18 protein-coding genes and 1 other RNA gene are annotated in these 19,488 nt (G+C 60.5%); 5 read left to right on the top strand and 14 right to left on the bottom strand.

Translation table 11 applies throughout. The annotated features are described in order from the left end of the window. Positions 1-198: 198 nt before the first annotated feature. From ssrA to GOQ25_RS09675, 5 genes are all read right to left on the bottom strand, one after another. Positions 199-585, bottom strand: a transfer-messenger RNA (tmRNA) gene (gene ssrA, locus GOQ25_RS09655). An 87-nt stretch (positions 586-672) separates the two neighbouring features. Then, a complete protein-coding gene (locus tag GOQ25_RS09660; RefSeq protein WP_236844545.1) occupies positions 673-1,305 on the bottom strand; it encodes a biliverdin-producing heme oxygenase in 633 nt (210 codons plus the stop codon). 1 nt (position 1,306) lies between these two features. Then, positions 1,307-3,733 carry an ATP-binding protein gene (locus GOQ25_RS09665; RefSeq protein ID WP_370519934.1) on the bottom strand — a complete coding sequence of 809 codons (2,427 nt, stop codon included), beginning with the start codon at positions 3,731-3,733 and terminating at the stop codon, positions 1,307-1,309. Positions 3,734-3,926: 193 nt separating this feature from the next. Further along, positions 3,927-4,793: a YihY/virulence factor BrkB family protein gene (locus GOQ25_RS09670; protein ID WP_160350258.1), complete on the bottom strand. Its 867-nt coding sequence runs from the start codon at positions 4,791-4,793 to the stop codon at positions 3,927-3,929. Positions 4,794-4,889: 96 nt separating this feature from the next. Then, on the bottom strand, positions 4,890-5,168 hold the full coding sequence (locus GOQ25_RS09675; protein WP_160350259.1) for a hypothetical protein: 279 nt from the start codon (positions 5,166-5,168) through the stop codon (positions 4,890-4,892). Between the two features lie 27 nt (positions 5,169-5,195). Here GOQ25_RS09675 and GOQ25_RS09680 point away from each other — a divergent pair, with 27 nt between their 5' ends. Then, complete coding sequence (locus GOQ25_RS09680) at positions 5,196-6,260, top strand: D-hexose-6-phosphate mutarotase (protein ID WP_202109398.1); 1,065 nt, start codon at positions 5,196-5,198, stop codon at positions 6,258-6,260. 22 nt (positions 6,261-6,282) lie between these two features. Here the strand turns inward: GOQ25_RS09680 and GOQ25_RS09685 are convergent, their stop codons facing one another. The 3 genes from GOQ25_RS09685 to GOQ25_RS09695 form a co-directional block, all read right to left on the bottom strand. Then, a complete protein-coding gene (locus tag GOQ25_RS09685) occupies positions 6,283-7,626 on the bottom strand; it encodes a lytic murein transglycosylase (protein ID WP_160350260.1) in 1,344 nt (447 codons plus the stop codon). 106 nt (positions 7,627-7,732) lie between these two features. Then, positions 7,733-8,548 (bottom strand): ferritin-like domain-containing protein, encoded by an 816-nt coding sequence (locus GOQ25_RS09690; protein WP_160350261.1) that lies wholly within the window; start codon positions 8,546-8,548, stop codon positions 7,733-7,735. Positions 8,549-8,620: 72 nt separating this feature from the next. Further along, positions 8,621-9,646, bottom strand: coding sequence for a sensor domain-containing diguanylate cyclase (locus tag GOQ25_RS09695; protein WP_160350262.1), 1,026 nt, complete (start codon positions 9,644-9,646; stop codon positions 8,621-8,623). A 483-nt stretch (positions 9,647-10,129) separates the two neighbouring features. Here GOQ25_RS09695 and GOQ25_RS09700 point away from each other — a divergent pair, with 483 nt between their 5' ends. The 3 genes from GOQ25_RS09700 to GOQ25_RS09710 all read left to right on the top strand — a co-directional run bounded on the left by GOQ25_RS09700 (position 10,130) and on the right by GOQ25_RS09710 (position 10,943). Next, on the top strand, positions 10,130-10,330 hold the full coding sequence (locus tag GOQ25_RS09700; protein WP_160350263.1) for a CsbD family protein: 201 nt from the start codon (positions 10,130-10,132) through the stop codon (positions 10,328-10,330). A gap of 24 nt (positions 10,331-10,354) precedes the next feature. Next, positions 10,355-10,519 (top strand): DUF1328 domain-containing protein, encoded by a 165-nt coding sequence (locus GOQ25_RS09705; RefSeq protein ID WP_160350264.1) that lies wholly within the window; start codon positions 10,355-10,357, stop codon positions 10,517-10,519. 73 nt (positions 10,520-10,592) lie between these two features. After that, positions 10,593-10,943: a BON domain-containing protein gene (locus GOQ25_RS09710; RefSeq protein ID WP_160350265.1), complete on the top strand. Its 351-nt coding sequence runs from the start codon at positions 10,593-10,595 to the stop codon at positions 10,941-10,943. 85 nt (positions 10,944-11,028) lie between these two features. On the opposite strand, the gene phaR is transcribed toward GOQ25_RS09710, so the two are convergent. From phaR to GOQ25_RS09735, 5 genes are all read right to left on the bottom strand, one after another. Next, positions 11,029-11,592: a polyhydroxyalkanoate synthesis repressor PhaR gene (gene phaR, locus GOQ25_RS09715; protein ID WP_160350266.1), complete on the bottom strand. Its 564-nt coding sequence runs from the start codon at positions 11,590-11,592 to the stop codon at positions 11,029-11,031. Positions 11,593-11,683: 91 nt separating this feature from the next. Beyond that, on the bottom strand, positions 11,684-12,421 hold the full coding sequence (phbB, locus tag GOQ25_RS09720; protein WP_160350267.1) for an acetoacetyl-CoA reductase: 738 nt from the start codon (positions 12,419-12,421) through the stop codon (positions 11,684-11,686). Positions 12,422-12,470: 49 nt separating this feature from the next. Further along, positions 12,471-14,093, bottom strand: coding sequence for a class I poly(R)-hydroxyalkanoic acid synthase (gene phaC, locus GOQ25_RS09725; RefSeq protein ID WP_160350268.1), 1,623 nt, complete (start codon positions 14,091-14,093; stop codon positions 12,471-12,473). A gap of 248 nt (positions 14,094-14,341) precedes the next feature. Next, a complete protein-coding gene (gene pgeF, locus GOQ25_RS09730; RefSeq protein WP_160350269.1) occupies positions 14,342-15,106 on the bottom strand; it encodes a peptidoglycan editing factor PgeF in 765 nt (254 codons plus the stop codon). After that, on the bottom strand, positions 15,094-16,068 hold the full coding sequence (locus GOQ25_RS09735; protein WP_160350270.1) for an RluA family pseudouridine synthase: 975 nt from the start codon (positions 16,066-16,068) through the stop codon (positions 15,094-15,096). Before GOQ25_RS09735 ends, pgeF begins: the two co-directional genes overlap by 13 nt. 105 nt (positions 16,069-16,173) lie before the next feature. Between GOQ25_RS09735 and GOQ25_RS09740 the strand changes: the two genes are divergently transcribed. Further along, positions 16,174-16,968: an outer membrane protein assembly factor BamD gene (locus GOQ25_RS09740; protein ID WP_160350398.1), complete on the top strand. Its 795-nt coding sequence runs from the start codon at positions 16,174-16,176 to the stop codon at positions 16,966-16,968. Between the two features lie 67 nt (positions 16,969-17,035). On the opposite strand, the gene GOQ25_RS09745 is transcribed toward GOQ25_RS09740, so the two are convergent. Beyond that, positions 17,036-19,267 (bottom strand): ATP-dependent DNA helicase, encoded by a 2,232-nt coding sequence (locus tag GOQ25_RS09745; RefSeq protein ID WP_160350271.1) that lies wholly within the window; start codon positions 19,265-19,267, stop codon positions 17,036-17,038. Positions 19,268-19,488 lie beyond the last annotated feature (221 nt).

Raw genomic sequence — 19,488 nt, forward strand, 5'->3', positions numbered from 1 at the left:
GAAATTTTGAGAATTACCGCATGAGAGTCTTGGCTCAGTGCGGTTGGAACCGTGTGATTAACCGGGTCTGATGAATGCTCATCCCCCGTTTATGGGGTAGAGCCTTTGGCATCGGAATGGCCACACCTCGTTTACGGAGTAATGCAAGCCCAAAAAGAAACAGGCACTTATCTCTAAGTGCCTGGTAAATAAAAATTGTGGTGGAGCCGGGGGGAATTGAACCCCCGTCCGCAAGCCCTCCGCAACCAGTTCTACATGCGTAGTCGGCCTATTTGGTTTTAACTCTGGACTTAGCCAACCGACAGGCCGGACCAGAGCGATTCACGTAATTTAAATCTGAGCCGTGTGACCCCAGCGCAGACCGATTCCTTGTAAATGTCGCTGCTGCGGTTCGGGGTTGCCCCCTAGGAAGTTGCCTTCCTCCGCCTGACCCAAGGACAGATCAGTGCAGCGGCTCACCGATTAAGCGGCGAGAGCGAAACGCTCGTCGTTGGCGTTTGTAGTGTTCCAGTGGATTTACGAGCTTACTGGTGCTCGGCATGCCCTGAGTTGTTTCGCGACCCACGTCGAATCCGGATCGGCCCCAAGTAAAGATCATTGTACCCGTAATACCCCGCGAAAGCGACCCTCTTGTGCGGAGCCTCCAGAGTGCCCTCTGAGGTACCGAATCCGTCACGAGGCAGTCAGATGCTGCCCAAAAAGCTGGAACATCCGGCGTGCGCCTTCGATGGCTTCGCTGCGGGCGCGTGCATCGTCATCATATTGACTCAGCAACTGCTGCAAATCCATCCACCGAGCCTTGGTGTCGGCACCATACCCCGTAAAGAACTGCAGCCCCGACTGCGCCGTCAGTTCGAAACGTCGCTTGAACTGTTTAGCCAAAACGGCGCCGCCCAGCATAGACCCCTCGACCACATAAAGGGCCCCCAGTAACCGGGCGTCGTCGGCGAATTGCTCGCGCAAATCATCTGCCAGAGCAGCGTCACGCAGCGACCCGCGCGGCAGCCCCAGCGCGTGGAGATCGCTCTCTAACCACGGCACCTTTCGTCTGTCGCGATAATAGAAATCCGCGACTCGCGAAGATGCCCGCACACGCTCGCTGAGAAATGCTTCGAATACTTCGTAGAAGGCATGGTAGCGCTGCAGCAACTGACCATATTCCTCGCGCGTGTAGTCTTCTCGCGCGAGGTTCATGCGATTCTCGATATCGTCATGCTCGGCACGCGTGGCCGCGCGCAACGCATCGCGTAGCGATAGCGTGGCGACCGGCGCGTCTTCGCAGTCAGACTCCATCGAGGAAAGCATGTCAGGCAAGGAGCTTTTCATTACCGTCATTGTCTTGCACACCCATTTCGAGGGGCGTGTTCTCGGCACAACAGGAAGCATTGATCAGCGTGAAGTGAAACGTACTGCCAACACCCTCTTCGCTGGTCGCCCAAAGCTTGCCATTATGCTGTTCGACAATGCCACGCGCAATCCAAAGACCGAGCCCCGTGCCATGATTCTTTGCGTCTTCGGCCTGCCAATACCGTTCGAAAATACTTTCCAGATTCTCGGCCGGAATGCCAGAGCCCGTGTCGGCGACACGGAACAATACCTCGGCGCCCTGAGACTGCGCGGAGACCGCGATACTGCCGCCGCGAGGGGTGAACTTCACCGCGTTGCTCACCAGATTGTTGAGCACCTGCAAAATCCGGTAGCGCTCGCAGATGACCTGACTTTCTTCTACTGGCGCATGAATCTGCAAGTTGACGCCCTTTTCCGCCGCGATCGCATGACAAGACTCGACTGCCTCGCTGATCAGACAGCGCGTGCTTTCGGGCTTGAGCTCCAGATCCATCGTGCCGGCTTCGATCTTCGCCACGTCCAGGATGTTGGTGATGAGCTTGGTCATGAGGTTCGTCGCGCGCAGGCCGCGCTCGATCATGCGTTGCACGGAGGGCTCTTGGCCGGAATGAAAACGCTTGATGAATTCGTAGCTCAAGGAGATGACGCTCAACGGGGTCTTCAGGTCATGCGAGACCATCATTACCATCTCGTCTTTCTCGCGGCTAAGCCGTTCAGCGCGCAAGCGGGCCTCTTGCTCTTTGCGATATTCCTGCTTGAGCGCCAGCGCAATGATGTCATTGCGCAAAGCTGCGACGGCATCGATCTCCACCGCTTTCCAGGGCGCCGATTTCCCCACCACCACTTCTTTCCAGGAATCGAAAGACTGCCGCGGATGCAGCGTCAACGTATCGCCGGACTTGCGTACCGCCTTGGTGGGCACACCCGCCCAGGTCACCGTAGTGCTCTGTTCCGGTCGGAACCAGAAAACATAATCGCGCCCCGAGCGCCCGAGCGACATTGCCAGCAGGCCACTGGCGCGCGCTTTGTGATCACCTGCGGGCGGAAAGTGCGCCGACAATTCGCTCGTCTCGAATACGGTACGTGTTGGGTGCACTTCGGCCAGCCAGCCGATGAGTTGCTCCAACATCTCGACGGGCGGCGTCGGCCCGGCGCAAGTCCATTGGTTGCCATAGCACACCGCGACCGAGCCAGGTCCGTCCGAGGTCAATGCCTGCAGGGCATCGATGTGTTGCGACAGGCCGCTAGACAAATCCGGCTCGGACTTCAGCTGGTCCACTATCTGCAACCGGGCCTGCTCTAGACGTTGGCGATATTGGTGTTCTTCGAGGTCTTCTTTTGTGCGTAGCTGCGACGACACAATCCTGCCTATGGTCTCCGCGGCGATACGCTGATCGGCGTCGGCCAAGAGGGGTTCACTGTGATGACAAGCGATCAACCCCCACAACTCTCCATCATCGATCAGAGACACGGTCAGCGAGGCCTGCACGCCCATGTTGCGCAGGTACTCCAAATGCACGGGCGACACGCTTCTGAGCAAGCTCTTGCCCAAATCCAGCGGCTGTGCCGAGCCGGGCTTTTGTATATCGGGCACGACAGGGGATGGCACATAATCGACATCCGGGATCATGCGTAGCCAGTTCTGCAAAAACACGGCGCGCGCCTGCGGCGGGATATCCGAAGCAGGAAAATGATGTCCAAGATAAGACTCAAGTTTGTCGCCGCACGCCTCCGCAATGACCACGCCGTGCCAGTCCTTGTCGAAGCGATAAATCATCACCCGATCGAATCCCGTGGCCGACCGCACTTGCCTGGCAGCACGATCGCAGAGATCCTGAACACTGCTGGCGCTTTGCAACGCACGCACGGAATCGCGAATAGTTGTATGAAACCGATTAGCCATGAGCGGCGTCAGTGCCGGCGCTACGGGTTCCAGTTCCAGATATAACGTGTCCAGATGGTAGTGGGCACGCAGCTCCCATGGGCTGCCCTGCCCTAGTTCGGGTAATTGCAACGAGACATGGACGGTCTGCTCTTCAATAAAGTCGGACCGTATGAGTCGTTGGACGGAATCGATATCGTCCGCTTGGAGCAGAGAGGTAAAGGGTTGGCCGACCAAATCGGCGATGGGAATGTTCCACAGCGTGGCGGCGTTTGAACTGATATTGTGAATCGTCAGCTCATCGCCGCCTACGGTTAGCAGCACTCCGAATGGCTGAATCGCGCCAGGAATGTGTATGGGTTCCTTTGCGCATTGGGATAGCGCGTCCGGAATAACAGCCGAATCAGGCACCATAAAAGACCTAATAGAGAATAGGCGAGACTCGTACGGCAAGCAGGCGGGGATCGGCAAACCATCCCTGGCATCAGCGTCTGCCTGGCCCATTGGGGGCTGGCAAAGCACCCAAAGTACTACACGAAGTCAGCCTGAGTGAATGGCTACGAATTTCCGGTAAATCGGGAAAAGCGCTCTTGCAGCTTATTCACTGAGAATAACGCACTTTGACGCCATCGAGCGGAAGGATTATGACAATTTCCTACGCACGTTGAGTCTGAGTAACGCCAAGCCGTGTACACGCTCATTCGGGTTGTTTGGGGAGGGCCCTGCGAGAGCCATGCGCCTCTGCATAAACGCGGGTAAATTCGGCCCCCAGCAGGAAGACCTGGGCTGCGTAATACACCCAAATTAGCACAACGACCAGCGAGCCCGCCGCCGCATACGACGACGCGACGGACGCCTTGCCCATATACAGACCAATGAGCACTTTACCGATCTCAAAAAGAATCGCCGTCACGAATGCGCCCGTGCGCACATCGCGCCAAGCGACAGGCGCCTGCGGCATGAAGCGGTAAATCATCGCAAACAGCAGGGTGAGTATGCCCAAAGTGAAGACCAGATTCACAACCTGCAGTAGCAGTTCCCAGCCGGGCAAAATACCGCCCGCCCAGGTACCCAGCGCCGCCAGAACCGAACTGATGACCAAGGACACCAACAATAAAAACGCCAGGGTCAACACCAATCCAAATGACAACAGTCGGCTGCGGATCAAGCCCCAAATACCGGACTGCTTCTTGGTATCGACTTTCCAGATCCGGTCCAACGCGCTTTGCAATTCCGAAAAGACGGTAGTGGCGCCCACACCCAACATGATTACACTGATGATGGTGGCGATAATGCCTTGGGATGGCTCCTGCGCTCCCTGGACCACACCCTCCACCGCCTTCGCGCCTTCAACACCGACCATGGAACTGACCTGCGCAAAGAGCTGTCCTTGTACGGCTTCTTCGCCCCAAAAAAAACCGGCAATGCCAATGACGATAATCACCAGAGGCGCGAGCGAAAACACAGTATAGAAGGCAATGGCGGCCCCCATACTGGGCGCGTAATCGTCGAGCCAGCTATTGACGGCCTGCTTGATCAAGCCGAAAAAAGGTTTGACCTGCATCGTGGTCTGGCTCCCGGCGCAAAGTGGTTTTTTTGATGATCTATGGCGTGAGACCTGGGCTTTTTACGAAGCGCGGGGCCCCCAGTAGCGGCGGTGTCAGCCGAACCGTCGCATCACCCGCGCCACCTTGGCAATGCCGCCCGTACCGCTTGCGGCCCGGCCGATCAGGGCGGTACCAACGGCCGTCATCAACCCGCGCCGCAAGGGGGTACGGCTGCGCATGCCCGCGACCATCGCCAAGGCGCCCAGCCCAAAAACGATCAAGTGTTCGCCGGGAAAATCTGGACGATTCTGGTCGAATTCCTTTAGCTGCTGCAAGGTACTCTTGGAACCGCGCTTCAGCGCCGGTGCATCGTATTCGGTGGGCGTTTGCATGATAAGCCTCGACGGAGTTGGATCTCCATGGCCAGCAAGTTACGTGCCGAACGCTCGGGCGTGGCGATTGCGCCTTGCGGCAAGCTTGGCGTACCGGCTGCCGCCATGACACAATCTGCAGCCACCACAGCTCGCGCTGTCCCCTCTGCTCCCCTACACCAACGACGGCATATGACCACCCCCCGTATCGAACCCACCACCATTGGCGGTCTCACGGCCTGGCGCGTCACGACCCGCTTTGGCGGCGCGCTCATTACCCGGCGTGGCGCGCAATTGCTCAGCTACACGCCGACTGGCGGGAGGCCGGTGATCTGGCTTTCCGAACAGGCCCGCTACACCCCGAATACCGCGATTCGGGGTGGCGTACCGGTTTGCTGGCCATGGTTCGGGGTGTACGACCGTAATCCCCAATTCGTGCGCGACTGTGTGGCAGCCCCACCGGGCGCGGCCTCGCATGGATGGGTGCGGCAGGTCGATTGGGATCTGGCGGAGCAGCACACGGATGGAGATTGCGCCACCTTGGCTTTCACGTACGCGGCACCGCCGGGGCATCAGCCTGGCTGGAACCAACATGCGCTGTTGACGCTGCGGCTGAGATTCAGCGATCGGATCGAAGTCGCGTTGAGCGTTCAGAACCTGGGCGCGTCGCCGTTGAGCACGACACTGGCCTTGCATACGTATCTGGCAGTCTCGGATAGCCGGCATGTGAGCGTCCACGGTCTGTCGGGGCTGCATTATCTGGACATGGTGCGCGAGGGTGAGCCGCGCCAGCAACAAGGCGCGATCACCTTCACGGAAGAAACCGACCGGATTTATCTGAACACCAGCGCACCGATTACCCTGCGCGATCCCGGCTGGCAGCGCGACATACGGCTACTGGCGACCAATTCGACATCAACCGTGGTCTGGAATCCCGGCGCGGCCAAGGCAGCACGGCTCAACGACATGGCCGATGATGCGTGGCCGCGCATGGTGTGCATCGAAACCGCGCGCGTGCTGGACGACGCGCTGACCGTGGCGCCGGGCCAAAGCGAGACCGTCGCAGTGGCGATCTCGTGGCAGCCCGCGAATACGGCTGGCGCACGCTCGTAATGACTGCGCGGGCGCGCCTGGGCTAGTTCGCGGGTGCGGCGACAGGTGCCGCCGTGTTAGCTCTTAGCCATTGCAGTGATTTCATGCCCGCGCGACCATCGGGCGTGAGACCTGCCTCGCGCTGCACGGATTGCAAGGCCTGGCGTGTGCGCGTACCAATGACGCCATCGGGCTGACCGATATCCAGCCCGCGCGCATTCAACAGGGTTTGCAGTTCACGTCGTTGCGCGCGCGATAGGCCAGGGTCGTCGGTCGGCCAGGCTGTCGCGAATGGGCCCTTGCCACGCAGCCGATCCGCCAGATGCGCAATGGCGAGTGCATAGCTTTCTGCCGCGTTGTAGGAGTAGAGGGCATCAAAGTTGCGCGTGACGAGAAATGCAGGGCCCGAGGGGCCGGCGGGCAGCAGCAATCCCAGCTGCATCTCCCCACCCGGCAACGCGCTGCCGTCCACCCGCGTCACCCCCTTGGCGGCCCAGGCGGAAACCGGCTGTTTATTGCGACGCCCGGAGCCAGAGGTGTCCATGCCCTTAGGCAAACGAACTTCGAAACCCCAGGGCAAGTCGGATTTCCAGCCGGCGCGTTTCAGGAAGTTGGCGGTAGAGCCGAGCGCATCGGGCACGCTGTCCACCAGATCGCGGCGCCCGTCCCCATCGAAATCCACGGCCAGCCGCAGATACGTCGAAGGCATGAACTGCGTTTGACCGAAGGCGCCCGCCCAGGAGCCGTTCAGGCGTTCGACGCCCACGTGTTCCTGCTGGATGATCTTCAGCGTCGCGAAGAATTCGCCGCGGAAATAGCTTTGGCGGCGCCCCATGCACGATAGGGTTGATAGTGATCGCAGCAAAGGCCGGCCGCCCAGAATGCGGCCGAAATTACTCTCCACCCCCCAGACTGCGGTCACCGTGTAGGGATCCACGCCGAACTCTGTCTCGGCGCGTTTGAGTTCGGCCTGCCAATCTTGCATCGCGCGCTGACCGTCGGCGACTCGCTCGTCATCGACCAGGGAAGCCAGATAGTCCCAGATCGGCGTCTTGAATTCGGGCTGTGCGTCGAGCAGCGGCAAAATCGTCAGATCCGGCTGGAGGTCCTGGGTATAGGTGTCGAACGTCGCGGCGGAGACGCCCTCCTTGATTGCCAACGGCCGCAGGCGGGCCAGGCATTGCGCGAATTCAGCGTTACTGGAGGCCGCGCTACCAGAGGCTGGCGTGGCTGATACGCCGCTCTTGACGGGCGCGCTCGTGGCCGACGGGGAAGTCCCGGAGACCGTGCTGCCCGTAGGGCTAGCCGTTTGAGCCAAAGACGTTGTCGAAACCGCGCTCGCACATAAGGCAAGCGCAACCAGGGTCGAGGTGGAGTGAAGTTTCATGCAGACCATTCTATTCGACACCTGCTCGGGAAGAAATGGTCAGGGATCGAAGTGTGTCCATGGCGAATATGCGTGCGGCGCACCGATCCGGCAGCCGTTTTATTCATCAGGCTGACTGCTGCTGCAACGCCGCCAGCTCGACCTCATCGAAGCCCGCCTGGCGCCGTGCCTCCAAATTAAAGGGGCCTCGCAACCTCGGTGCGTGATAGCGCTCGGCTAATTGTGCATAGCAGGCGACGGGTTCCAGACCCTGCTGCGCGCACAGATAGCGGTACCAGTGATTGCCGATCGCCACGTGGCCGATTTCATCGCGCAGGATGATGTCCAGGATCGCCGCGCCAGCTTTGTCGCCCGCGCTCTTGAGTTTGTCGCGGATCAGCGGCGAGGCATCCAGGCCACGCGCTTCCAGGGTGCGTGGCACCAGCGCCAGACGCGCCAACAAATCCCCACGCGTTTTTTCCGCCATTTCCCACAAGCCATTATGGGCGGGAAAATCGCCGTAGGTGTGACCCAAGGTCGCTAAATGCTCGTTCAGCAATTCGAAGTGATAGGCTTCTTCGCGCGCGACCCGCATCCAGTCGCGATAAAACGCCTCGGGCATACTGGGAAAACGCCACACCGCATCCAAGGCCAGATTGATGGCGTTGAACTCGATATGCGCCAGCGCATGCACCAACACCGCTCGGCCTTGCACGGTTTGTACCGAACGCTGCTTGACCTGCGGAGGGGGCACCAGCTCTGGCGCGGCGGGACGCCCGGGCAAGCCAGCCGGTTCGGCCAGCACCTCATCGACACACAAGCTCGCCCGGTCATCGATCTGGCGCAGCGCGGCGATCTTATCGTGCCAGTCGCGCGCGGCCAAGGCAGCCAGCGCCTGTGTGCGCGCACTCGAGGTTTCAGGGGAAAGCACAGCTTGGGTCATACCACCATCGATCCATGAAAAAACCGCCGGGCAGGGACCGTCCGGCGGCTCACTAATTTATCACTTTGGGAATCAACGTTCTTTGGGATGACGCTGATTGCGGCGCACGAGCTTGACGCGGTACATCGCCTGATCCGCCTGCTCAAGCGCGGTCAGTGCATCCAGCGTATCGGGCAGTACCGCAATCGCGCCGACACTGGCGCCACCGTAATGGATCACCATGCCCGCGCAGTCGAAGCTCCCCACCGTGCAATCAGCCAGCCGCTGAGTGAACGCCTGCAACGCTGTCTGCAAATCCGGTCCCGGCGTCGGGCCGGGTCCGAAGACGACGAGCTCGTCGCCACCATAACGAGCGACGACGTCCTGAGCGCGCATCGTCTGGCGGATGTTATTGGCCATCGCCACCAGAAACCGGTCGCCAACGGTATGGCCGTGCGTGTCGTTAATGCGCTTGAAGCCGTCCAGGTCCAAAAAGCCGACAAACACGGCAGTGCCCTGTCGCTTTCCCACTTCCAGTTCGTGCTGCAGGGTATCGATCAGCGAGCGCCGGTTATGCAACCCCGTCAGTCCGTCCCTGGCGGCAATGCTTGCCAGTAACGCATTGGCCTCTAGCAGCTGGGTCAGCAATTTATTTCGCTGTGCTTCGGCGCCGATCAGGGTCGCAAACAGGCTCAATACGCGCAGGCTGCGACTGTCAGGCACGGAACTGTCCGAGCTAGCCGCGCACAGGGTGCCATACAACACGCCCTCGCCCGCATAGACGGGCACGCTGATATAGCTGTGAATCCCCAACGCCGCGGCGGCCTCGGAATCGGCCCACCGTGTCGCGACATCGGCCGTGGCCATCGTGCCCTCATCGAGCGCCCGTTTGCATAGCGTGTCGCCCCACGGCACGCTGAGCCCTTCTGGGATTTCGATGGTGCTGGTATTGTGTGCGTACACAACCTGCTGTGTGCCCGCTGCCAGATTAATGGCTGTCAGATAGGTGGATTCAAACCCGGTGATCTCCTGCAGCATCTCCAACAGCGGCCGTGTCAATCCTTCCAGAGAACGCGCCTGGGAGATGGACTGCGAGATACGCTCGAGCAAATCATTCATGGCGATACCTGTAGGCACTCCATGAAGTCAGAATCGTCGTCGTACACCGGAGCAAATTGATTGTTTAGAAGCTCCGGGCATCGTTGCGATAAAGACGCCGCAGGCACGCGCACCGTAGACAGAAGGACCGACAGACGAGCACTGCATATCGTCTGCAATGCCCTTGAGCGTCGTCGCGCTCAAAATAGCCCACGCGCATTTTAGCCAAGGTCGTCTATTTTGCCGACCACAACACAATCAGTGTCGGGTGCCTGCCACGGTCCGCGCCGCCTGCCGTGATGTTCTTGGTTACTGCTCTCGCTCAAACGCGCTCAAATCATTTCTCAACGGTAACAACGCCACCCGGGGAAAAATGCGTTTGTCCCGTCGGAAAACACGAAAACACCGATCTGGGCGATTTACATTTCCCTACAGCGTAGGTTTGACACCCAGAATGGGCACTCGTACGTTAGTAGCACGCTCATCACAAACAGGAGTACCACCATGAACAACGACATCGTTGCAGGCAAGTGGAAACAGCTGACGGGTAAGGCCAAAGCTGCATGGGGCGAGCTGACAGACGACGAACTCACGCGCGTCGAGGGTAATGCAGAACGCCTAAGCGGTCTGATTCAGGAGCGCTATGGCAAGAGCAAAGACGAAGCCGAAAAAGAAGTGCGCGCCTTCTTTGATTCCAATCAATAACGTCGCATCCCAAGGAGAATCCCAATGCTTTACTACGCCGTAGTGTTCTTTGTTATCGCGATCGTGGCGGCCGTCCTTGGCTTCGGCGGGATCGCGGCCGGTGCCGCGGGCATCGCAAAAATCCTGTTCTTCGTGTTCTTGATCTTGGCTGTGCTGTCCATCCTCAGTGGGGTACTAAGGAAAAAATAGCCGTGGGTCTGCGGCATAGCCAGCTGTAACGACCGCTTCAGGCCATTTTGTTTGCTAGGAAAGGAGAACCGCAATGAAAACAAAAAAACTGCTTATCGCCGCCGCTATCAGTACGGGCACCTTGCTCGGCTCTTTGGGTACCGCAGCCTATGCGGCCAACGGTGATACCCAAAAACAATCCGCGGGCGAATTCGCATCCGACGCGATGGTCACCACCAAGGTGAAAGGGGCGTTTGTCGCTGACTCCGCGCTGAGCGCATTGGATATCGCGGTCGAAACCAACGACGGTGTTGTCACCCTCACCGGGACCGTTGGCACCGCGGCCGAGGTTGAACAAGCGGGCCGCGTGGCGCGCGACGTCGAGGGTGTGAAGCAGGTCAAGAACGACATCAAGGTTGACGCTTCGAAGGCCGATAAAAAATAACGGCTATTAAAACGTCATTTCGTCGTGGTGAAAAAATCGGGCCGCGGAATCCACCAGATTCCGCGGCCCGATTTACTTTTGAAGTTTACTTGCGTCCGCCGTTGTTCGGATTCCCGCCAAAGGGGAACGTCGAAAACATCGCGCGCGTCTGATCCTGCATCTGATCCTGCATTTGCACGAACAGATTTTTGCTTTGGTCGATGTAGCTGTTCATCATGTTTTGCAGCATGGGTGTCTGCACATTCATGAACTGCGCCCAGGCTTCGGGGCCGAATTGGCTACCGTAAAGCCCCTTGGACTGCTCTGCCATACGCTGCTGGATCTCCATGAAGGCCTGGATGTTCTTCTCCAGATACGAGCCCATGATGCCCTGCATGGCATGGCCATAGAAACGGATGATCTGCGACAGCATATTGGAGGAAAACATCGGCATGCCGCCGCTTTCCTCTTCCAGAATGATTTGCAGCAGAATGCTGCGCGTCAGGTCCTCGCCGCTCTTGGCATCCACCACCTGGAACGTCTCGTTGGCCAACACCAGTTGTTTGACATCGGCCAGCGTAATGTAGGTGCTCGTTTGTGTGTCGTACAAACGGCGGTTGGGGTACTTTTTAATCAGGCGCTGCCCGGCGCCAGTTTGAGCTTGCGTCATGGTTGTCCCCGAGATCGGGAGATCTCTTTAACTTTAAAGTAATGCTAGTGTAAGCCGTAAAAAGGGCCGCATTCGAACGATGGGTCCCGCATCAGCCCATGTGCAGGCCGCCGTTGAGCGAGAAATCCGCGCCGGTAGAGAATCCGGATTCATCAGAGGCCAACCATGCAGTGATCGAAGCGATCTCTTCCGGAGTGCCCAAACGCCGCACAGGAATTGTCGCCACGATTTTTTCCAGCATATCCGGGCGAATCGCGCGCACCATATCCGTGCCGATATAGCCAGGCGACACCGTGTTGACCGTCACGCCGCGACTGGCGACTTCCTGCGCCAGGGCCATGGTGAAGCCATGAATACCGGCCTTGGCGGTCGAATAGTTGGTCTGGCCGAACTGCCCTTTTTGACCGTTGACCGAACTGATGTTGATAATGCGCCCCCACTGGCGTTCCACCATGCCGTCGATCACCTGTTTGGTCACGTTAAACAGGCTGTTCAAGTTCGTGTCGATCACAGCGCGCCAATCGTCGGCGGTCATCTTGCGGAAAAGGCCGTCGCGCGTGATACCGGCGTTATTGACCAGCACATCAACGGGACCGAACTCTTCCTTGACGCGGTTGAAGGCTTCGACGGTGGAATCCCAATCGGACACATTACCGACCGACGCGTGAAAGCTATACCCCTGCGCGGCCTGCTCGTCGATCCACTGCTGATAGTTACGGCTGGGGCCGCAACCGGCCACCACGCGGAACCCGTCTTTTGCCAGGCGACGGCAGATCGCCGTTCCGATACCGCCCATGCCACCGGTGACGTATGCCAATTTCCCGTTCATGATCTTTCTCCTGCGCCCCACGGCGCCTCAATAACGTGCTTTCTGCGACTCACATCGCCCTGACTTTCACATAGCGGCCTGGCGCGGGCTCGATGGGCGCGTAGCGAGCATTGCCCAGCACGCTGCGCGCTTTACGTTTCGCACCGGCATGGCCTGCAAGCCACTGAGCCCAATCGGGCCACCAGCTGCCCGCATGCTGCTCGGTTTGAGCGAGCCACGCCTCGGGGTCGGCAGGCAAAGTTTCCTGCTCGCTCACCCAATAACTGCGCTTGCCCGACGAGGGCGGGTTGATCACGCCCGCGATATGACCCGACGCCCCCAGCACAAACCGCTGCGGTCCACGCAACACCTGCGTAGAAGCATAGGCCGATTGCCACGGCACGATATGGTCTTCGCGCGAACCATAGATGTAAGCAGGCAAAGTCAGACGCGTCAGGTCCAGGGCGCAATCTCCCACATGGGTACCCCCGGGAGTCTTAAGTTTGTTTTCCAGGTAGGCATTGCGGAAATACCAGGTAAAAAACGGCCCCGGCAAATTCGTCCCGTCGCCGTTCCAGAACAACAGATCGAACGCCGGCGGCGTCTGCCCTTTCAGATAATTGCCAACCACATAATTCCACACCAGCTCATTAGGCCGCAAAAAGGAGAACGTCGTCGCCAGATCGCGCCCAGGCATCAGCCCGCGCCGCCCGATTTGCTGCTCGCGCAACGCGACCTGTGCCTCGTCCACGAACACCTGCAATACGCCGGTATCCTCGAAGTCCAACAGCGTGGTCAATAAAGTGAGCGACGCCACGGGGCGCTGCCCGCGCGCCTTGGCCACCGCCAGCGCCGAAGCCAGCATGGTACCGCCCACGCAAAAGCCCAGCGCGTTGACTTGATCCTGCCCGGTGATATCGCTGGCGATCTGCAGCGCCTTGAGCACCGCATCGTCGACATATTGCGCCCAGGTCGCCTCGTCAATGCCATCGTCGTCCGAGGGCAGCGGATTACGCCAGGACACCATGAACACGGTGTGGCCTTGCTGCACGGCATAGCGGACAAACGAGTTCTCGGGTTGCAGGTCCAGGATGTAGAACTTGTTGATATTCGGCGGCACAATCACCAGAGGCCGCTGATACACCTTGTCCGTCTCGGGGCTGTACTGAATGAGCTGAAACAGCGCATTTTCGAACACCACTTGCCCGGCCGTCGTCGCCACATTGACGCCAATTTCGAATTTCTCGTCGTCGTTTTGAGTCAGACGCCCGCGCGCGAGGTCGCGCGCCAGATTCGCCAAGCCATCGGCCAGTGCTCGTCCGCCCGTCTCGATGATGGTTTGTTGCGCATCCGGGTTGAAAGCCAGAAAGTTGGCCGGCGACAGCGCATCCACCCATTGCATGATCGAAAAGCGCAGCCTTTGCCGCAGCGGCTCGCCCACCTGGGCGGCGTCGACCATGCGGCTCAAGGCGCGCGCCGACAACAAATAGGCATGCGCCATCAACAGATGCTGACTGCTCGCCACCCAAGCCGGGCCACGAAAACGTCGGTCAGCCGGCGGCGTGAGCGCACCGCGACATGCCTCCTCGCAGATTCTCAGCCATTCGCGCGAGAAATCGGCCTGGATATCTGCCAACGCGTCCGGCGCGATCGTCACCGGGACGGGCCAGGCAGGGGAATTTGGGGCGTTCACTTCAACACCTTGTTATGGTCAAGAACGGGTACCACCGTCGGAGATCCCGCGCGATTAATCACTGTATATGCGCACCGATGTTGCATCGCACACCGTGGACTGTCAATGCGGGTATACAAGGACCTTTGCCACCATCGGCAAAGCCCAGAGTGAGTCCCGCGAGCCGCCCGCATCCTCCCTGCCCGGCCCGCAGACGACCTGGCCTTTCGTCTGATTTGCAATCAAGCAGATGAGATGGACCCATCCAATCATTCCCGCCACGCCAAGAGCGCCATCCGCCCGGTGATCCCATCGCGACGATACGAAAAGAACCGTTCCGCGTCACTGACGGTACACAGCCCGCAAGCATGCACGTCCTCGACTCCGGCACGCTGCAGGCGCAGCAGTGCCAATGCGGGTAGATCCGCCAACCATTTACCAGGATGAGCGGGACGTGGCTTGAAATGGGGCAATGCCTCTGCGCCTAGCGGGGCGAAGGCATCGCGCACATCGTCGCCCACCTCGAAATGTTCAGGTCCTATGCCCGGTCCGACCCAAGCGCGCCAGCCGCGCGCGCCGGGATGCTTGGCGCGCAGGCGGTCCAGTGTGTTTTCCAACACACCGGCGGCGAGTCCGCGCCAGCCCGCATGGGCCGCGCCGACGACCTTTCCATCCAGATCCGTGATGAACACAGGCAGGCAATCGGCGACCATGATGGCCAGTACTCGTCGACGCGCAGCCGTCACGCTGGCGTCGGCGGCGGGTTCTGGCAGCGGGATGCCAGCCAACACATCGGCATCCACAACGTCCGCGCCGTGCACCTGCCTCAGCCATAGCGGTTCCGACGGCACGGCAGCGCGCACGCGGCGTCGGTTTTCTCGCACCACCTCGGGCCGGTCATCCGCCCGCAGTCCCAGATTCAAGGTATCGTGGGGAGCCTCGCCCACCCCGCCTTGGCGAGTCGTACAAAAATAATGCACACCCGGCCAATGGGGCCCCGTGACGACGGGCAAGCCATGAATCACGTGTTCCATTGAATCGCCTCCTGGGTGTGGCACATATCGGCCGGCGGATGGGCCTGAAGACGGATCTCGCCCCGCCCGCCTGGGTCATCGAAATGGAGCGCGCGCGCGTGCAGCATTTGTCGGGAGGCTTGCGCCACCTCTCGTCCACCATAGATGGTGTCCGCTAATAATGGATGCCCAAGGCTGGCCATATGCACCCGGATCTGGTGCGTCCGCCCCGTTTCCAGACGGCAGACGACTTCCGTGACCGGCCCGCCTTCCGGGGCACTACCACGACGATGGGGGAAATAGTGCGTGACCGCCGGTTTAGGCGCGATGGGTCTTTCGACGCTCATGCGTACGGGCACCCGCGCGTCGCGGCCGATAGGCCGATCCACCTTGCCCGATGCGGCCAGCCAGCCATGCACCAGCGCGATATATTCGCGACCCATGCTGCGCGCCTGCAACTGCCGGACGAGGTGAGTTTGCGCAAGCTCATTACGAGCCACGACCATCAGCCCGGACGTGTCTTTATCCAGGCGATGCACAATGCCTGCACGGGCGACACGCGCGAGCTCCGGGTAGCGGTGCAGCAATCCATTGAGCAAGGTGCCATGCCAGTTCCCCGCGCCGGGATGCGTCACCAGCCCCGCGGGCTTGTTCACCACGATCCAATCGGCGCTTTCGTCCACCACGTCGAAGGCCACCGGCTCGGGGGTGAATGCCAGACTTTCCGGCGCCGGCTGTTCCCAGACGGTCAGCTCGTCTCCCGCGCCCACGATCTGGCGGACCTTGGCGGGCGCGCCGTTGACATGCACCCACCCCGCTTCGATCCATCCCTGCAAGCGGCTGCGGGAATGGCCGTCCAGGAGGGTCGCCAGGATTTTATCCAAGCGATCCGCTCGCGTACCGGGCGGCACGGTAATACACTGAGGTTCGTCATCGGCTGCGAAGCCGGCGCTATCAACGGCTGGGGCGTCTGTATGGGACATGAAGCAAGATCATATAATTCAGCGTGCCATCCTAACACCAAGGAATCGAATCTCGTGATTTTCCGCTCTGCTGCTCTCTCGAACCGCTCGAATCGCGGCTCGCTCCTGCGCGCGGCCATCGCGCTGTCTGTCGCTTTGACTGTCGCCGGCTGCAGCGGCACGGATACCAAATACGATAAAACCGCCGGCTGGAGCGCCGAACAGCTCTACGCCGACGCCAAGATGGAAATGGACTCCGGCGGCTGGAACGAAGCGCGCGATCGCCTGACAGCGATCGAAAGCCGCTATCCGTTCGGCGTGTATGCGCAGCAGGCCCTCATCGACCTCGCCTACGTCAACTGGAAAGACGGCGAAAACGAGCAGGCCCTTGCCGCCATTGATCGTTTTCAGCAGATGTATCCGAACCACCCGGGTACGGACTACATGCTCTACCTGAAGGGGTTGATTAATTTCACCCCGGCCAGCGCTTTCATGAGCAACCTGACTGGCCAGGATCCCGCCGAGCGCGATCCCAAGGGCCTGCGCGCGTCCTACGATGCGTTCAACGAGCTGGTCACGCGCTTTCCGGACAGCAAATATACGCCGGACGCGCAAAAGCGTCTGACATGGCTGGTCAATGCAATCGCCATGAACGAGGTGCATGTCGCACGTTATTACTACGAGCGCGGTGCATACGTCGCGGCGGCTAACCGGGCGCAAACTGTCATTACCGATTTCGAAGGCGCCCCGGCCTCGGAAGAGGCCCTGGTTATCATGGGATTGTCCTACGACAAGCTCGGCCTGACCGAACTGCGCGACGACGCCCGACGCGTGCTCAAAGCCAACTTCCCCGACAGCACGATGGACGAGAAACAGCTGCTCGCCGACAAGAGCTGGTGGAATCCGTTCTCGTGGAAGTAATCGTCTGATCCGCGGCGCGCACACAGTGCGGGTGCGCGCGGTTTACAGACAGCAGGCGCGGGGACGGTCAGACTTCCCCGCGTTCGCGGCGACCATAGAAGGCCAGCACCTCATCGATCTCGCGCGTGCGAGAAAACGGCGGCAGCCCGCGCCACAGACGCTTGCCATAAGGCTTTTCCACCAAGCGGCCGTCGCCCACCATCAGCACTCCCCAGTCGTCCTCGGTACGGATCAAACGACCCGCGCCCTGCTTTAGTGCAATCGCGGCTTCAGGCAACTGATATTCGGCGAAAGGGTTACCCCCACGCTCACGGCACGAACGCAATCGCGCCTCGACCACCGGGTCATCCGGCGGTGCAAACGGCAGTTTGTCGATCGCGACAAGCGTCAGGACATCACCGGGCAAATCAATGCCTTCCCAGAAACTCGCGCTGCCGACCAGCACGGGATGGTCCAGCTTGCAAAAACGTTCCAGCAGGTCTCGCCGCGTCGCTTCACCCTGTTTGAGCAACGGCCATTCATGGCCCAGGTCTTCAAAAGCCTCCGCCAACAACGTCGCCACCCGGTCAACCGCGCGCAGCGTGGTGCAGAGCACCAGCGTGCCGCCCGGGCTGGCTTCCAATAGTGGCAACAATGTGTCGACGAAGCGCTCCAGGAACTGCGGCGACTGCGGCTCCGGCAGGCCGCGCGGCACAAACAGCAGCCCCTGCCGGGTGTAATCGAATGGCGACTCCCAGCGCCCGGTGCGCGCATCGCGCAGACCCAGCTGGCGGGTGAAATGACTGAAATCCGCCTGCACCGCGAGCGTGGCCGAGGTCAATATCCAGGCCTGTCCCGGTTTGCGGAACTTGGAAAACGCCCGCGCCACGGATAGCGGTGCCGAGTGCAGGCGGACATGATGCTGGCCCAGTTCTACCCAGCGTACCGCCGGGCCGGAAAACAGCGAGGCCGAGGCCGCGCCCTGCAACAAAGCCTGCGCCGTCGCCACGCTGTCGTTTGCGCCATCTGGAGCGTCGGTGTCAGAGGCGGCCCGAGCACCCGCATCGGCACCAGCTCTCGCCCCAACGCCCTCTTCGACCGCAGAATCGTCTGATTTCACATCGACGGTCGGCGGCAATTTTGCCGCGACCTCGACGATCGCCTGCATATCCTTACCCCAGCCTTCGACAGCCAGTTCCTCGTCAGTTTGCCCGCCAGCCGCCCCTTCTCGGGCGGGCGTGGCCCAGCGAGCCAGACGCAACGCAATATCGGCGCCACTACGCGCCACCGCAGCCAGATCCGGGTGCTTTTCCGCGACGCCCGCCAGCGCACGCGTGGCCGCCTCGACCGCCTCGCGCAATGCCGCCAGGGCCGCATCGAAGGGCTCGGGGTCGGGAAAGGCCTCGAACGTCGCTTTGCGCCCCGGCATCCGGTCCAGCGGCGCGCAAGTCAAACGCAATTCTCGCGCGGCCGTCTCGACATGCCGGCTGACATCGGCCCACTTGGCCGCCTCGCGCGCATAGGCAAGCCCTGCGGCCTCCATGGCTTTGGCGAAATCCAGCAGTTGGTGTGTCGACACGCTGCTACCCAGGAACCGCGTGGCGGTATCCGGCAACTGATGCGCCTCGTCGAAAATCACCGTGTCGGCCTCGGGTAGCAGATCGGTGACCCCCTCTTCGCGCAACACAAGATCCGCCATGAACAGCGCGTGATTCACGACCACAATGTCGGCTTCCTGCGCCTGGCGCCGGGCTTTGACCACGAAACAGTCGCGGATGCGCGGGCACTCCTGTCCCAGACAGTTTTCCCGGGTGGAGGTCACACGCTGCCAGATATCCGCGTCTTCGGGAATATTGCCCAGGTCGGAACGGTCGCCGGTCTTGGACACGCCGGCAAAGACCTGGATCTGACGCAGTTGCGCAATCTCGGCGCGCGATTTCAACGCGCGCTCATCGCCTTGCAACCGCTCCAGGTGGTAATGGCAGATGTAATTGTTCCGTCCCTTTAGCAACGCGGCGATCACCGGCACCCCCAAGGCGGCCCGCACGCGCGGCAGATCGCGCGAAAACAGCTGATCCTGCAGGGTCCGGGTTCCCGTGGAAATGACGACTTTGCCGCCCGCCACCATCGCCGGGACCAGATACGCCCAGGTTTTACCGATACCCGTGCCCGCCTCGGCCACCAGCGTCGCGCGATCCTGGATGGCTTCGCCAATCGCTTGCGACAGCTCGATCTGGGCCGGCCGTGGCGAATACCCCGGCAGCGCCGTGGCCAACGGACCGTCTTCGGCAAAAAATTGGGAAATTTCCAGATCTAACATCAAAAGCGTCAACGTGAGGGGGGCTCGCTGCCCCGGTCCGCTCACCGTCGGAACGGGACATCGGCGGCAAGTCCTAAAGCGGCTTTGGCCCTGCCCGCAGCACCCGATATCCGTGGGGTGCGATCAAGGCGGGGCGAAGGAATCGCGGGGGGTCGAAATGCGCCAGACACGCCCGCAAAAGAGGCTCAATAATACTCCGAGCCGTCTTCTCCTTCGTGCGC

The sequence above is a fragment of the Bordetella sp. 15P40C-2 genome (genome assembly GCF_009763235.1).
GTDB lineage: Bacteria > Pseudomonadota > Gammaproteobacteria > Burkholderiales > Burkholderiaceae_B > Bordetella_A.

Coding starts and splice junctions, on each gene's coding strand:
- GOQ25_RS09690 (WP_160350261.1), bottom strand. CDS start 8,548: ATGACCCAAGCTGTGCTTTCCCCTGAAACCTCGAGTGCGCGCACACAG.
- GOQ25_RS09710 (WP_160350265.1), top strand. CDS start 10,593: ATGAAAACAAAAAAACTGCTTATCGCCGCCGCTATCAGTACGGGCACC.
- GOQ25_RS09745 (WP_160350271.1), bottom strand. CDS start 19,267: ATGTTAGATCTGGAAATTTCCCAATTTTTTGCCGAAGACGGTCCGTTG.
- GOQ25_RS09675 (WP_160350259.1), bottom strand. CDS start 5,168: ATGCAAACGCCCACCGAATACGATGCACCGGCGCTGAAGCGCGGTTCC.
- phaR (WP_160350266.1), bottom strand. CDS start 11,592: ATGACGCAAGCTCAAACTGGCGCCGGGCAGCGCCTGATTAAAAAGTAC.
- GOQ25_RS09735 (WP_160350270.1), bottom strand. CDS start 16,068: ATGTCCCATACAGACGCCCCAGCCGTTGATAGCGCCGGCTTCGCAGCC.
- GOQ25_RS09680 (WP_202109398.1), top strand. CDS start 5,196: ATGGCCAGCAAGTTACGTGCCGAACGCTCGGGCGTGGCGATTGCGCCT.
- phbB (WP_160350267.1), bottom strand. CDS start 12,421: ATGAACGGGAAATTGGCATACGTCACCGGTGGCATGGGCGGTATCGGA.
- GOQ25_RS09665 (WP_370519934.1), bottom strand. CDS start 3,733: ATGGGCCAGGCAGACGCTGATGCCAGGGATGGTTTGCCGATCCCCGCC.
- pgeF (WP_160350269.1), bottom strand. CDS start 15,106: ATGGAACACGTGATTCATGGCTTGCCCGTCGTCACGGGGCCCCATTGG.
- GOQ25_RS09695 (WP_160350262.1), bottom strand. CDS start 9,646: ATGAATGATTTGCTCGAGCGTATCTCGCAGTCCATCTCCCAGGCGCGT.
- GOQ25_RS09660 (WP_236844545.1), bottom strand. CDS start 1,305: ATGCTTTCCTCGATGGAGTCTGACTGCGAAGACGCGCCGGTCGCCACG.
- GOQ25_RS09705 (WP_160350264.1), top strand. CDS start 10,355: ATGCTTTACTACGCCGTAGTGTTCTTTGTTATCGCGATCGTGGCGGCC.
- GOQ25_RS09670 (WP_160350258.1), bottom strand. CDS start 4,793: ATGCAGGTCAAACCTTTTTTCGGCTTGATCAAGCAGGCCGTCAATAGC.
- GOQ25_RS09685 (WP_160350260.1), bottom strand. CDS start 7,626: ATGAAACTTCACTCCACCTCGACCCTGGTTGCGCTTGCCTTATGTGCG.
- GOQ25_RS09700 (WP_160350263.1), top strand. CDS start 10,130: ATGAACAACGACATCGTTGCAGGCAAGTGGAAACAGCTGACGGGTAAG.